Raw genomic sequence first — 15,819 nt, 5'->3', positions numbered from 1 at the left:
TATAACTATCCCTTATTTCGACTTTTAAATCATCTCATAGGCTGTATAATTTAATGTTATTGAATACGAATGACTTCTTCACTTTCCCATTTAAAAGTAAAATGGGCATCTTGTTGTAGCGCTCTCAACACCTCTTCAATCTCATCTGAAATACGAAACTTTCCACTACATGCATAATTATCCAGATGGGAATTATCCGTAATTATATGGACACCATAATTCTTTTCTAGTTTTTTCATCAACACTTCAAAATTGATGTCTTTAAACGCGATAACCCCATCTTTCCAACTATAGGAATTAAAATCAGTAATAGGGGTGACAATCAGTTTTCCATTATCCAGCCTGACTGTATTATTAGGTTTCAACACAACCGACTCATTTAACTGAGATTTGTCAGTAACTTTTACGCTTCCTTTTAAAAGGGCTGTTGAAAAATCATCTTCACCATAAGCATCCACATTAAACTGAGTGCCTAAAACCTCGACTTCACAACGCCAGGTATTCACTATAAATTTTTTATTTTCATCCTTAGCCACATCAAAAAAAGCTTCTCCTTTTAAATAAACTTCACGTTTATCACCATTAAAAGTTACCGGATAAGAAAACTCAGACCGGGCATTCAACCAAAGATGGGTTCCATCAGACAAGGTAACTTCCACCCGTTGTCCGGCAGGGACTTTAATCGTATTAAAGGCAATCTCTCCAGAATAATAGTTTTTGAGAAATACAGATACATTGAATAACAAAAATAATGCAACAACAGCAGCCACGAGACTTCCAGCCCATTTCCAAAGAGAGATCGAACGCCTGTGTACACATATTTCTGATTTAATACCGTTAAATTGAAGCGCATCAAAAAAAGCACGTTCATGATAAAATGAATCTTTATTCTCTTTACATTCATTCACCCATTGCCGGATCTGCGTCAGTTCATCATCTGTCGCTTGTCCGCTAAACATCTTATGTAATAATTTTTGCTCCATTTTTCCTGTTTCTATAATAAGGGCGAATAAAGGAGCAAATACCCTAAAAGAAAAATGATTTTTTTTTAATTATAGAAGAAATCGAAGACAAACAAAAGGGCAGGCAGATAATCCTTCAATTCTTTACGTAGAGCAGTCAATACTTTACTAACATGAAATTCAATGCTCTTTACCGAGAGATTTGTTTCTTTAGCTATAGTTTGATAACTCTTTCCTTCATAACGGCTCATAATAAAAATACGCCTTGATTTTTCGGGCAATTTATCCAGTGTTTTTTGGATAAGATCTTGTACTTCACTACTGAATAACGCTTCCGGTTCGCACGCTTCCAAGCTGGATATACGCATTTGCAGTTCCCATTCTTTATTGGATAACAGGGTTTCTGCAATATTACTCCACATGCGTTCTCTCTGTAAATAGTCCAAGCACCTATTCTTTATGATGATTAATATATATAAAGGAATATCTTTCACATCATCCAGCCTATTACGATTCTCCCAGTAATACATCAGGCTTTCTGCTACCAAATCCTCAGCGACTTCATGATTATAGGTATATGAATATGCAAACCGGATATACCGTTCACGATGATTCGCGAAAATATAATTGAATTGTTTTATGTATGCTTTCTCATCCATGGTGTATTTTTATTATGTAGATATTATACTAGCGGTTAACATATTACAATTCGATCTTATGAGATCAAACACGCATAGTTACCTTTATTTTCAAGGCAAAACATGGACAAAGATAAACATATTTGAAAAAAATCCTCGTATATTGCAACTGATGTTACTTTGATAATGTAACTATCGAACTGTCTTTAAGTTAAAAACGAGAAATATTGAAATAAAAATATACCAAGAAATGAACAGGTATCAATTTCAACCTGTTCATTTCTTGATATACTTAATTATAAATAGATAATTATCCTATAGTCTGATCAAAGACATAGGCCATATTCCCTCCGACAGAAGCTTTCACTTTGTCTTCAGTGGGTTTAGTATCATCCTCTTCCGGTGTACTCAATGTCTTGTTATAAAGCTCCTGATCACCTAAAACTTCAATGGCTTTATCCAGCACTTCATCCTCTTTCAGGCTTTCCAGCAACTCCCCTTTCTGATAATAATAACGTTTCACGATCTCCGATGCCATAAGCTTCTTGATCTGATCTTTATAATGGTTGAAGTCACGGTCCAGATCAGGAGTCAGACGTGCCTCCAAAGCATTGAAGATAGTCGAATCGCTATCCATATAGCCTTCAAACTTAGCGACCTCTTTCAGATTCTTGAGAACCTTTTCGCTCTGACGGTCGTATGTAAAGTTCTTTTCTTTCGCATAGTTCTTGAAAGCTTCGAAATCTTCGTCGGAAACGGTAAACTCTTCGACAGGAGGGATCGTTTTATGTTTCTGTGCCCAGTCCGTAACAAAATCCATCAGGACAAAATCGGTTGCCAGATAATACATCATGGTCGGCATTTCTTCCTCTTCTATCTCAAATTCCGGACGTACGCCACCACCGTCACGAACCGGACGGCCTTTGGAAGTATAGAACACAGAGGTCAGACTATCCGGTATGGCATCCACACTGCCATCCGCCTTTCTATGCGTATAGTCCATCTGCTGGATACAACGTCCGCTGGGGATATAATATTTACTCATAGTGACTTTCAAACGTCCTTCATAAGGCAGTTCGCGGGTAGATTGTACCAATCCTTTCCCATAAGAACGCTGTCCCACCAATACGGCACGGTCCATATCCTGCAAGGCGCCGGAAACAATCTCTGCTGCTGAAGCCGAATTACCGTTGATCAGGACCGCCATCGGCATAACCGTATCGATCGGTTCGTTAGAGGTACGATAGGTACGGTCCCACTGGCTGATCTTGCCTTTAGTAGATACCACCTCTTTTCCTTTGGGAACGAACATACCGACAATCTGTGTGGCACTTTCCAGCAAACCACCGCCATTGTTCCGTAAATCGAGGATCAATGATTTTATCTGATGATTCTTTTTCAAGTCTTCCAAAGCAGCTTTCACCTCCTGGGCACTCTTATCGGTAAATCCCTTCAGATAGATATAGCCGACACCATCGCCACGTACACCGTAATAAGTAACCTGGTCGACCAGGATCTGCTTACGTATCAACTCCACTTCACGCGGTTTCTTTTCGTTCGGACGCTGTATTTTCAGAATCATTTTGGTATTGGGTACGCCTTTCAGCAACTCGCTTACCTCGCTGGATGTTTTATTGCTCGTATCTACCGTATCGATAGCCAAAATACGGTCTCCCGCTTTCAGCCCCGCCAAAGCAGCAGGCATTCCTTCAAAAGGTTCGGTCACATATACACCGCCGTCTTTCCGTTCCCGGATATAAGAACCGATACCGCCATACTCACCCGTAGTCATTATTTTCAGTTCATCCATATCCTGTTCAGGATAATAAACGGTATAAGGGTCCAGACCGCCCAACATGGCATTGATCCCTCTGCGAACTGTTTTCTCTACATCGACCGAGTCTACATAAAACATTTCAACCTCTTTCACCAGGGCATTGAAAATGTCCAGGTTCTTACTCACTTCAAAACGATTATCTTTCTGAGCTTGTGCGGGTATAATACTCCCAGCCAGGAGCAGTAAACAAAACAAACCTATCAATCTTTCTCGTCGTATCTTCTTAAACATAGAATATTTAGTTAATTAACGATGTAAATGTATACATAAAACCTATTTCAGGATAATATCGCATCTACTTTTAACTTTATTTGTTCCCATTTATCATCCGGTATCTGCGCTCCGATTACATCTATAATATAGCCAGCCAGCAGTGAGCCGATACGGGCCGATTGTTCTAAAGAAGCACCGACAGATTGTCCGTACAGGAATCCGGCAGCGAAATGATCGCCTGCCCCTGTCGTATCGACAGGTTTACCTCCTTCTGCCGGAACTGCGATGATCTGTCCGTTGCTACCAATCAAAGCCCCCTCTTTCCCCAAAGTGACCAGAGAGACCTCTACCATTCCGGAAAGGGCCTTTACAGCCTCCTGTGCTTTTAATCCGGTAAATGCTTCCGCTTCACTTTCGTTGGAGAAAAGAATATCTACATATTTAGGAATAATATCATCCAACAATCCTCTAAAGGCATTGACGATATTAAAATTAGATAAATCGAGAGCTACTTTCAGCCCCAACGCTTTGGCTTTTTGCATGGTCGTACGGACCAAATCCTCATTTACCAGCAAATACCCTTCTATATAGATGCAATTATATCGGCTAAGGATCTCTTCCCCGATCTCATCCGGAGTAATTGTCGGAGCCGGGCCCAGAAATGTTCCCATCGAGCGTTCGCCGTCTTTAGAAATAAGCACCGTACAACTACCTGAAATTCCGTCGGTTTTTATAAAGTAAGGAGCTACATTCGCGTCTTTCAATGCTTTCTCATAGTATTCGCCGACAGTATCCGTTCCGATCTTTCCGATAAAGCCTGTATTTGCCCCCAGGCAAGCCATTGCACGCATCGTATTACAAACGGAGCCTCCCGGAGCCTGGCTTCTCTCCAGACGTTCCTGTGTTTTACGGATAGCGATCATCTGTTCCTGACCGATCATATCCATTGCACCCTTCTTTATACCTATTTCTGTGAGCACATCGTCACTATCTAACTGTAGTAAAACATCCACTAAAGCGTTTCCTAAGCCTATCGTATTCATTTTTTCAAATTTTTTCTGCAAAGATATTGCATATTTCAAAAAGAACCTCTACTTTTGCAGTGCAATTTCAGAAAGGGATGCAAGATGTCCCCTGAAGGTTGAAAATTCTTCCTTAGCTCAGTTGGTTAGAGCATCTGACTGTTAATCAGAGGGTCCTTGGTTCAAGTCCAAGAGGAAGAGCAAAAAGACATCGGGAAAGACTGAAAGACATATTCTTCCTTAGCTCAGTTGGTTAGAGCATCTGACTGTTAATCAGAGGGTCCTTGGTTCAAGTCCAAGAGGAAGAGCAAAAGACATCGGGAAAGACTGAAAGACATATTTTCTTCCTTAGCTCAGTTGGTTAGAGCATCTGACTGTTAATCAGAGGGTCCTTGGTTCAAGTCCAAGAGGAAGAGCAAAAAAAGAGAGATTTCGTTGAGATCTCTCTTTTTTTATGTAGTTTCCTTTCGGTTTCCTCGGTAGGAAACTATAGTTTCCCCAGGAGGGAACTGGCGTTTCCTGCCTGGGAAATTACAGTTTCTTACCGGGGGAACTCCAGTTTCCAGAGATGGGAATTACAAGGAAACTGTAATAAGTTGACACATAGGCAAGAAGGTATTAAATATCCATCTCAATTTTTGAACGTCTTCAGAACGACTGGCCCCAACAAGCCACTATCCCTCAACGGAGCGTCTTTGGATGGTCCGGAAATCGTCCAGGTCTTACGATTTTCTTCCGGTTGGCCGGCATCGTACACCAATCGGTTAAACCAGGTACCCGTAACCTCTACCGTCAATATATTCTTGCCTGTCTGAACGGCATCCGTAATATCCAGGCGATAAGGAGGAGTCCATAATACACGCAGCGGTTTTCCGTTCAGAGAAACACTGGCCATCATTTCTACAGCACCAAGATCCAGCGAATAACCGGCATACTCCTTCGCATTCTCTATATCGAAAGAGGTAGTATAGGTAACTGTACCGGAAAAAGCTTTCCCTTCCGGTGAAATATCCAGGTCTTTCCAGGCTTTCAGTTCATCCGTCTTTAATGAAGCAGGAGCGCCCCATCCATCCGGGAAAGCCAATGTCCATTCATTCCCTACCGGTATTGTTCCGGCTTCTTCCAATAAAACAGGTTTTGACTCACCCTTGCGATCATGCCGGAATACAACAAAACAGCTTCCTGCCCGGGGCATATCTAAAGAAACAACGGTCCGGTCTCCATCCTTACGGTTAACCGCCGGTTCCATTTCTCCCGTAACAGGGTCCCATATTTCCGCGTAACCTGAATTTCTGAAACTCAAATCGCCCTTAAAGCCCTGACCTTTAGGTGCAGTAACAAAATACCAGTCAGCTCCCTTTGTTTGCCTGTGCGACCATAACGCATCCCCTGTAGCCGTTACATCCGGAGACATCTTCAGCTCACGTAATGCTTCATCGAGAGACATGCCGCTTACGACCATTCCTTTTCCTATCCGGTTACAACCTTTCGACGCTTCTCCCCAAAGTGCATGAACCGCAGCATCGAAACGCTTTTGAGCCGACTTCTGTCCGGATAACGTGGCAAGTCCTTCCGGAGCATCTCCGATAACAACAGCACCTTCACGTACCAAAGCCAGAAGTTTCTCCAAGGTTTCCGGCAGCATCCGCTTGTTATCGTTCAACCATAATACGCTGTATTCGATACCTTCCGGAGTAACAATCTTACCATTCTTCACAGATAAACGGTTCAACAGAACATCCGGATTGCAATAATCATATTTGAAACCTTCCGGGAAAGGATAATTCTGATCCGGTTTATGGCTGATTTCATCCCCCAGATACCATAACACATCGGAAACAGGACGTCCACGTTCCAGCAGATAAGTACACCGGGAAAGATAATTAACAAACTCCGGCATATATTTCCACCATGTTTGCAGACGCAGGAAAGGTGTTCCGATCCCTGAACCGAACGAGGTGCCCGGCGGTAAAAAGTCTATACGCGGATTATGTGTATAAGTATGGAATACAAGATGAGTCACTCCTTCGACACTATTGACATTCATTACCTCCTTCAGCATCGACAGATGTTCATCCCAGGTCAGTTCAAAAGAGGTAAATGCTTCGGCAGCCACACGGGGTTTACCATACATCCGGGCAGCAGAAGCCGTCGGCTTAATCGGTTTGAAGTTGTTTGAACCGACAAAACTTTCGGAAAGCGGTTGCCAGAATTCACACATCGGTATATCCGCATATTTGAAATATTCCAGTAAGTCGGCCGGGACTATATCCCCGGCAGCCGTTTCATACGAAACCGCCAGACCATTCTGATGTGCCAGCTGGACCATACGCCCGTAGAACTTATCTGCAAAAAGAGAACCGATCGTATTACGCCAATCCAATAAGAAACGGGCTGTTGTTTCATGGTCATTCACCACGTAACCGAATACGGCAGGCAACCATTGACGAAGAGGATAACCCGATTTCAAACTAAATTCATTCTCCATCTCCTCCGTCCAGGTTTGTGTCTCACACTCCCAGCTATCCAACAACATACCATTTAACAAACCACCCTCCAACGGTCCGTTAGCCAGTCGACCGATATAACTTGCATAATGAATATCAGGTCCGGTTTCCGACAATTTATTACATTCCCATCCGGTTCCTTCTTTTGGAGCCGGTCCGTTCTGTTTTCCGGTACAAACATGGCCAACCCGCAAGACCGTCCATTTTCCTTCGGGAACTTCCCAATTCAAATGTCCGTTCGCATCCATCGAAGAGGTGATGTCCTTTACCTGATCCAAAGAGACGAAAGCTTCGGGTGACTGTTGCGGTTCCTCTCCGGCACGGACAAAATCACGCAATGTCCATCCCGCCTCAGCTTCCCAGTTATTTTTCCGGGCGGCAGAATAAAGGCTCATATGTGAAAGAAGCAAAGGACGCTTATGGGTAAAAGAGATACGGTACGTCTTTACACCAGGTACTTCGGACAAGGCTAATGTAAAATACTTATTATCCTGCCAGCTGCTTTGCGGGGCATCTGTCTGCAGAATATCTTTCTCCGTTCCATCCGGCAATATAGCCTGAACCTTGATATTCACTCCCGGTTCGTAGCACCAGTTATAATTATAGTTACGAACTTCGGACAATTCGATTGTACGAAGAGGCGTCGGTTGGGAAAAAGAGACTTCCACCCAATGCGGTTGCCCTTCCTCCTGGTTGATCCAATGTCCCTGATCTTTATTTTCAATCAAAAAATCACTCCAGGGATAATCGATATTACTTCGGATAGATTGCGGTCGAAGCGGCTGGTTGGTATCATCCAGCGGAGTAGGAAAAGCCAGGACTGTGATATCTTTATAATCCCGCCAGTCTTCACTACTCGGTTGAGGAACCGCCAAATCCATTGCGACCTGTTTACCTCCGTCTATATCCGTCCGGCTCCATACCAGATGACGCATCGAATTTTCCGGTTTGATCCACGGACCGCCTGCCATCGACCAGCCCGGACAGTTCTGCATCGTAAAACGCAAACCCAACCGGCGGCATTCTTCTGCAGCATGTTTTATCGTTTCTTCCCACGAAGGGCTCAGGCAGGCAATTTGTGGTTCTACTCCCGGCCAGGGGCCGCCAAACTGTCCGTGAAACAACTGGATACCGGATAACCCGGCAGCTGAGAGTGCTTCCAAATCGGCTGTGATACCCGGTTTGGAAACATTCCCGCCAATCAGGTGGAACCAAGTTTCCGGATGATAAATTTTCGGAGGTGACTGAAAGTTCTTCACATCATTTTCTCCGAAAGGTTTGTACAATTCTTTTAAAGACGGGACACCCGGTAAATTTGTCTCTTCCTGCAACGTCGATGTACAGGCGTTCAGGCTGACAATCCCGGCTATTACCACTGACATATAAACAGAACGTCTCATTATCATCCGATTTTAAATTGTATTATTATTGACTATTTTGACACATTCAAGACAAGACTATGCTTACCGGCTTCCAGCTTGATCACTTTATCGCCTTTTACATAATCAGGTAAATAAAGGGTCGCCGTACTATTTGCCGGAACAACCACTTCATACGTGATCTTTTTCCTGTTCCACTCCCATTTGGAGATGATCTGCCCGTAAGGAGAGTTATGTTGCGCTTCAAAATGCTTCAGTTCTTTTACAAAGTTGGGACGTAACAAGATATGTTTGAAACCGGGTTGTTCCGGATCGGGGAAAATACCTCCCAGCCCTTTATAGAACCAGCCACCGATCTCTCCGAACATCATATGATTATCCGAAATATCGCGTTCAGCCTTCAAATCCCAGTTTTCCAGCAAAGTCGTTGCACCGTTGACAATCCACCACCCCCATGACGGATAAGTATCTTGCGCAGCTACTTTATAGGCCACTTCGGGATATCCGTTTTCGCTCAGGGCGTTCAGGATCGCTTTCGCACCCAGGACACCGACATCCAGATGGAATCCAGCTTCTTCCACTTTCTTTGCCAGGTTTTGTGCCACCTTGGCAATCATCTCTTCAGGAACGATCTTCCATTGCAAGGGAACACTCAGTTCTGTCTGGGAACCCTCTGCATATATTCCAGTTTCCTTGTTCAGATATTTGTCATTTACTGCCTTTTTGATCTTTTCAGCCAGAGCTGTGTAATGTTCATAATCTGCTTGTTTATTAAACAACCTGGCTGCATTTGCCAGAATCCTGGTATCGACATAGAAATAAACAGACGATGTAAATTCTTTATTTGAACGCGATTTAACCGGAACCCAGTCTCCACGTCCCCACGTTGTCAGATGGTTAGGACTTGTGCGATCCACATAATCGACATAACGTTTGATATTCTCGTAACAATCGGATAAAGGTTTGCTGTCACCATAAAACATATACAGGTTCCAGGGGATAATAGCTATCGTACTCGTCCAGTCCAATCCGTTGTCCGTACCATATCCCCAGCCACCTGTAGGGATAATATCAGGAAGTACGCCGTTAGGCTGCTGTTCATCCCGATGGTCTGCCAGCCATTTCTCATATACTGTAATACCGTCAAAATTATACAAGGCGGTTTCTATAGCAAAGTGACCGTCTCCTGTCCAACCGTTCTTTTCACGTTGCGGACAGTCGGTCGGGTAACCCATCAAATTCGAGAGATAAGCATTATTGGTTGCCCACCATAATTTATTGACAAGTTCGCTCGATGTTTTGATTGTACCAACAGGCGGAACATCGCTGTGCATAAAATAGGCAGTCAGACTATTCTGATCCAATTCTATCGGCTTATCGCTGGTTACTTCCACATAACGGAATCCTTTATAATTGAACTTAGCCATAAACTCATCTTCGCCACCGCTCAGGATCAGAATATCCGTCTGGAAAGGATCTTTTTCCTTATCTCCCCTGTAATAAACATCGATATTGGACATATCGATACGGCCATTATCAAAAAGCCGTTCCCCATGCTTAATCCGAACTTCCGTACCTTCCTGTCCGGACAGCTTTATATTGGTCACACCCGACATATTCTGACCGAAATCGAATACATAGGTTTTATCATCTATCTTATTAAGAGATTTCGCCGGAAGAGTCAGTACATTATGGATCGGACGGATCTGTTGTGCCGTCACATTCTGAGAAGGAACACCTCTGAAACCGACTCCATGCCATTTGGAATCATCGAAGTCCGGAGTATTCCAGCCCTTTTGTTCTAGGCGGGCATCATAATGTTCTCCGGTATAAATACTATTGAAGGTCAATGCACCTGAAGATGTTTTCCAACTAAGGTCGGTCGGGATGGTTTCTACAGTTCCGTCGCTGTAAGTGATGCGAAGGTCCATACAGAAAGTCGGACGGTTACGCCAGGGAGCCCGGTCGAAATCCCAGACGGCTTTCGACTGGTGGTTATACCAGCCATTTCCTAAAAGGACACCGATCGCATTCTGTCCGTTCCGAAGTTGTTCTGTCACGTCATAAGCGACATACAGGTTGCGTCTGTCAAAACGGGTGTACATCGGATCCAAGCGATGATTGCCTATTTTCTCACCATTGATATACAATTCATACAGACCGGCAACAGCAATATAGGCACGGGCCGATTTGATCGTTTTGTTGGTTGCAAATTTCTTACGAAAATAAGGGGCTGCCTCATAATTTATATCTTTTCCGTCGCCGATCCAGGCCCCTTGCCAATTCTTTATATTCATCATACCTGTTTCAAAAGAACTGACCGGCGAAGATACTTCTTTATTTTCCAGATCGCCACCTATCACCTTCCAGTAATATTTAGCAAAAGGTTCGAGTTGTTTACCAGCATAAGTGATCAACATATCTCCGGAGTTTATTTTTCCGGTATCCCATATATCAGCTTTCCCATTGACAACTTTCATCGAGTCTTTATCCACCAACACACGATATGAAGTCTGTTTCGCTCCTTGCCTGCTGTCATCCATCCTCCATGAAAGACGGGGAGCCGGATTATCGATACCTATCGGGGTTTCAAGGTGATCACTTTGTAAGCCGGTCAAACGAACGGACTGCCCGTTAGCGCCGGAATAACTGAAGAAAGTAGTAACAGTAATAAATAATATAAGCTTTTTCATCCGCTTGTTATTTTATAGTAAAATCATTTATATGAATTATCTTAGTCAGAACATTAGCCGTTCCAAAGCTCTATATTCTAAGCAAAATATTGGTTATAAAAATGATTTTTGATGTAATATATTTGATAGTATCTGTAATGATACGCTGTTTTTTTAAAAACTCAAAAGCCAGGCTTCCAGATCTTGCAACATTTCCTTATTGTATTTGAAATCTTTCCTGCTGCCCCATCCGTGTCCTCCGGAAGGGTAGATAAAGAAGGAAGCCGGCACATTATTTTCCTTCAATGCCAGATAATAAAGTGCACCGTTTTTAGTAGGAACCGCATCATCATCGTCCGAAAAAGCGATGTAAGCTCTCGGAGTTTCTTTAGTTACCTGCTTTTCATTGGAATACAGATCTTCCAGTTCCCGGGAAGCATCCTTTCCCAATAAATTATCATGAGTGCCGAGATGCGTAAATGATTTATCCATTGTGATCACAGGATAAAACAGCACTTGAAAAGCCGGCCGCACACTTGATTTTGCATGTGTTGCCATAGTGGAAGCCAGATGTCCACCGGCCGAAGAGCCCATGATCCCTATATCAGCCGGATTAATATTCCACTCTTTCGCCTTCTCTTTTACCAGCCGAAGCGCCTCTTCTGCATCAGAAAACGGGACTTCCCGGTTTCCACGCGGCATACGATACTTCAGAACAACCAGAGTAATACCTAATTTATTAAAGAAAGGTGCCCACTCATATCCTTCATGTCCATAAGCCAAACCGGCATAAGCACCACCGGGACAAGCAATAACGGCACGTCCGGTCGCATTCTCCTTCGAGGGTAAAAAAACACGTAACGAAGGTTTGTAATTCTGGATGTTGTCATCAAAAGGTGTCCGATCTATACCATTCGTATTCGGAAGTCCGTTGGTCCATAGATCTACATCAAACTCTTTTTCCGTAAATTGAGCAGCAACAGAATTGCTGAAGACAAGAAATGTCCAAAGAATAAAAACAAATGTTCTCATAATAATAAATTTAGAATCAGTTATATAAGATAGTGTGTATCTATCCAAAGAGAAAAGCCTGGTCCCTATCTGTAAACCAGGGGCCAGGCTCTTATAAAAAATCAGTTCGCACAATTAATAACCAATCCATTGCCTGACGGGACAAAACGCAGGACATAGTCAGTATTATTGCCTTTAACGATATTACCTTTTTTACACGTTATAGTATAATTGAATCCTCTGAATTCCGATTGGATAGAAGATTTACCGAAATTCTTGAATGGCAACTGACCGATCCTTTCCTGAGGAACTTTCAGTTCCAGTGCCCAATCCAATTTTTTTCCGGTAGCTTTACATGAAACATCGATCTTATCTTCATAGAATGTAAAGATAAAAGTATTTCCGCTTTTATCTTTGGATTCTACTTTCAATACACTATTCGAGGGTTCACTAACAACCGGGTCTGTCAAAACTACATCCGTTTTATTTCCATTCTTATCCAGTCCCACTACTCTGAGGCCCGTTTTATCTTCGGGTGTACTCCAGTAGAACCGGTCGATTACCGGCAATGTATAATAGAAAAATTGTCCGCCTGTACCCGGAGTATCCAGATATTCCGATTTCATTTTTTCATCGAATAAGTGAATATCCCTGAAGCAAAAACCATCTTTTTCCCAATACAGGTTAGAACGATAAAAGCGGCTGTTATACCATACAGACTTATTTCCTTCCTTGCGGACATCGACCAGCGTAGTAATAGCAGTAGCCGGAGTTTTAGGGAATTGTTCCTTAAACCAACGACCGGATTCTTCAAGTGTTTCTACTTTGATCTTTCCGGCTTTACTTAATGAGTCGAATATCGGAAATTGAAGTTCCAACCCTTTACCCATACCTGACCATGTAAATGAATTTTCTTGTCCGGCCTGCGCATAATTAAATGCCAGACAGGGTTCATCGACTATAGACTCCATGAAATATTCAACCCATTTTTTATCACCGCCTCCGTCTTTATAAACAGGTTCAAGAGTGATGACTCCCTGATGATTCGTTCCGATCCCTGCATCGTACTGGTACATCGGATCGCTGCCTAACATACGGAATACCGGTACCGGGATTTGGAAATCATCTGTCTGGGCAGGCATATAAGCGTTCAGCTTACTGGGATAATAAGCCTGGTTCCAATAACCGCCCCATAAAGTATATCCGTCAGTTCCTACCTGGTCTTTACAGTTGCAGGAAGCGACGATGCCATATTTTTTATACATATATTCCAATGTATGTGAATCAACATACCAGGAACCTACGGATTTAGGATACTTACCATAAATTTCCTTGAACTTTGCCATATAGACATCAACCAGCTTTTCTCTTTCTGCCAGAGTATATCCCGGAGTAAAGGCGATATTGGCTGTCGATACCCATGAATGTTCTCCACGCCATTTCAATCCGGCCGCTTCCACATGAGGCTGGGTGATTTCCCACCACGCACCGAGTTCACATTTAGAGCTAAGCTTGGTTTTCATCAATTTCTGGTATTCCGGATTGATCAGGGCATCGTACTGAAACAAGAAAGTAGCGGGAAAGTCATACCGATTGACAAGGTCTATCTGCTTTTCTACCGTTTCAAACATCAGTGCATCCGAATTTTCCAGGCGATAGTCTGTCTGGCGAATAAAATTGACGATGTTAATTATTCGCGGAGATTTCTCTTTTTTATTACTTGCCGTTTCTTTTGCTGTAATGCTATCTACCGAAAACATCAAAATACTCAACAGTAATAGTACAGTTACTTTTAAATTCATGATATTATTTTTTATTCTTTATATCCTCATCTTTATCAAAAAAGAAGAAAAAGCACACAACGACGCAAATTAATAAATAAAAATGCTTTTTACTTATTTGATATTTGACAAATATGTGTCATTTATGCGCTTTTTCTTCTTTCAAATTAATTATAGTATGGATTTTGCTCCAATGTATAATTACTCTTTATGATTTCTGAACGGGGAATCGGTAACCAATAGTGCTGTGGAAGGAAGTTACGTTCCAAAACAGTGATTTCAGTATATTTGAAATTACCATTTTCATCCTTTTCTATTTTCATACCGATAGAATTTTTGTTTTCATACTCATCCGCGATTTTCCATCTTCTCAAATCGAAATAGCGTTGGTTCTCAAAACTTAATTCTATTCTACGTTCGTTACGAAGCTTTTCAAGCAATTCGGTGCCGGTGGCTGTTACCGGAGGCATTTCTACGCCTTCACGGGAACGTACTACATTGATAGCTTTACGGCATTCTTCTTCATTACCTAAATAATACTGAGCTTCTGCATAATTCAGATAAAATTCTGCCAGTCTGAAGAAAGTCCATGGTACAGTCGTTGCTTCAGATTCATTAACAACCTGATTTTCATCATGAAATTTATGCAAATAGTAACCGGTCTTAGAGCAGTTCCAACTACCAATGGCTCCTTGTTCACTATCTTGTCCTTTCGGAATAAATGTTTCAACCGCACGCCCTCTGAACATCGCTCCATTATGAAGTACTGTGGCATAAAAGCGAGGATCACGACCTTCATACGGATTTGCCGGATCATAGCCTGAACCAGCTTCCGCCGGTCTTTTACCCGTAGCTTTCATTTCATAATCATTTACCAAATTCTGAATAGGACAGTTACCGCCCCAGCCTCCATAACCGTTAGGTGAGTTAAACAAATTCACCCTGTTTGCATTTGCTTTCGTATAATAACGTCTGAAAATAACTTCGTCGTTGTCTTCCAGAAAAAGAGTTCTATAATCGGAAGCAAGGCTATAACCCGGCAGATCGATGACAGCTTTAGCCGCATCACGTGCCAGTTCCCATTTCTTCAAATCATTAGAAGTATTTACCAGAGGACTTGCTGCATACAACAGCACTCTCGATTTCAAAGCCTTGCAAGCATCTGCAGATGCACGACCTTTATTTTCACCCTCCATCTTGGCTGGTAAATGTTCAATAGCCTCATCCAGATCCTGTAAGATGAAATCAAGACACTCCTCATAAGTATTTCGTGTGATAGAATAATCAGTATCTTCCAATGTATAGGCTTTTGTTATAATCGGAACACCTCCAAAACGCCATATCAGATTAGAATATACAAAAGCACGAATAAATTTCATCTCACCATACAGGCGGCTCTTTAGTTCTTCCGTAACCTGAGCCTCTTCATATTTTGCAAAGAACGTATTGATATTACGCAAATACTCATACGCAGTATTCCAGTAATTAAAGTTGGAAAATCGACCGGAGTCAAAATTCTCAACATTATCCGGGTTCATTTCTCCCCTGGCAACAATATTAGAACTACCGTCGCCATGACGAGTATATGACTCATCTGTTGCCGATGATGACATTGCTTCATCGAAACCGTTCGGATAAGCGCTATAGCAGGCTGTCACATAAGCAGTAAGTAAAGCATCATCATTAAAAACGGCATCCTCTGTAACAGAATCCAACGGTTTTTTATCCAAAAAATCGCTACAAGAACTAAAGCTTAACAGTGCGGAAACTGCCAAATATATTATCTTTTTCATCTCT

General features: G+C 42.4%; 8 protein-coding genes, 3 tRNA genes and 1 pseudogene. 3 read left to right on the top strand and 9 right to left on the bottom strand.

Annotation, left to right across the window (positions count from 1 at the left end; translation table 11 throughout):
* Positions 1-56 precede the first annotated feature (56 nt).
* The 4 genes from DWW23_RS17570 to DWW23_RS17555 form a co-directional block, all read right to left on the bottom strand.
* Positions 57-983, bottom strand: a complete 927-nt coding sequence (locus DWW23_RS17570) for a FecR family protein (RefSeq protein WP_122354605.1) — start codon at positions 981-983, stop codon at positions 57-59.
* Between the two features lie 65 nt (positions 984-1,048).
* Positions 1,049-1,621, bottom strand: coding sequence for an RNA polymerase sigma-70 factor (locus DWW23_RS17565; protein ID WP_122354603.1), 573 nt, complete (start codon positions 1,619-1,621; stop codon positions 1,049-1,051).
* Positions 1,622-1,910: 289 nt separating this feature from the next.
* Positions 1,911-3,668 (bottom strand): S41 family peptidase, encoded by a 1,758-nt coding sequence (locus tag DWW23_RS17560; RefSeq protein WP_122354601.1) that lies wholly within the window; start codon positions 3,666-3,668, stop codon positions 1,911-1,913.
* Positions 3,669-3,715: 47 nt separating this feature from the next.
* Positions 3,716-4,693: an adenosine kinase gene (locus tag DWW23_RS17555; protein ID WP_122354599.1), complete on the bottom strand. Its 978-nt coding sequence runs from the start codon at positions 4,691-4,693 to the stop codon at positions 3,716-3,718.
* 106 nt (positions 4,694-4,799) lie between these two features.
* On the opposite strand from DWW23_RS17555, the gene DWW23_RS17550 reads away from it, so the two are divergent.
* The 3 genes from DWW23_RS17550 to DWW23_RS17540 all read left to right on the top strand — a co-directional run bounded on the left by DWW23_RS17550 (position 4,800) and on the right by DWW23_RS17540 (position 5,088).
* Positions 4,800-4,873, top strand: a tRNA-Asn gene (locus tag DWW23_RS17550).
* Positions 4,874-4,906: 33 nt separating this feature from the next.
* Positions 4,907-4,980, top strand: a tRNA-Asn gene (locus DWW23_RS17545).
* Between the two features lie 34 nt (positions 4,981-5,014).
* Positions 5,015-5,088 (top strand) — tRNA-Asn (locus tag DWW23_RS17540).
* A gap of 215 nt (positions 5,089-5,303) precedes the next feature.
* Here DWW23_RS17540 and DWW23_RS17535 read toward each other — a convergent pair.
* The 5 genes and pseudogenes from DWW23_RS17535 to DWW23_RS17515 form a co-directional block, all read right to left on the bottom strand.
* Positions 5,304-8,579 carry a glycosyl hydrolase gene (locus tag DWW23_RS17535; RefSeq protein ID WP_122354597.1) on the bottom strand — a complete coding sequence of 1,092 codons (3,276 nt, stop codon included), beginning with the start codon at positions 8,577-8,579 and terminating at the stop codon, positions 5,304-5,306.
* 32 nt (positions 8,580-8,611) lie between these two features.
* The gene (locus DWW23_RS17530) at positions 8,612-11,251 is read right to left on the bottom strand and encodes a glycoside hydrolase family 78 protein (RefSeq protein ID WP_122354595.1); all 2,640 of its coding nucleotides are present in this window, start codon (positions 11,249-11,251) and stop codon (positions 8,612-8,614) included.
* A 156-nt stretch (positions 11,252-11,407) separates the two neighbouring features.
* Positions 11,408-12,262, bottom strand: a pseudogene (locus DWW23_RS17525) (alpha/beta hydrolase); the annotation flags it as partial.
* Positions 12,263-12,363: 101 nt separating this feature from the next.
* On the bottom strand, positions 12,364-14,043 hold the full coding sequence (locus DWW23_RS17520) for a hypothetical protein (protein WP_122354591.1): 1,680 nt from the start codon (positions 14,041-14,043) through the stop codon (positions 12,364-12,366).
* A gap of 146 nt (positions 14,044-14,189) precedes the next feature.
* Positions 14,190-15,815, bottom strand: a complete 1,626-nt coding sequence (locus DWW23_RS17515) for a RagB/SusD family nutrient uptake outer membrane protein (RefSeq protein ID WP_122354589.1) — start codon at positions 15,813-15,815, stop codon at positions 14,190-14,192.
* Between the last annotated feature and the right edge of the window lie 4 nt (positions 15,816-15,819).

It is taken from the genome of Parabacteroides sp. AF14-59, assembly GCF_003479515.1.
Taxonomy (GTDB): Bacteria; Bacteroidota; Bacteroidia; order Bacteroidales; family Tannerellaceae; genus Parabacteroides; species Parabacteroides faecis.
The sequence above is the reverse complement of the archived record's forward strand: the minus strand, read 5'-3'. Positions and strand labels throughout refer to the sequence as shown.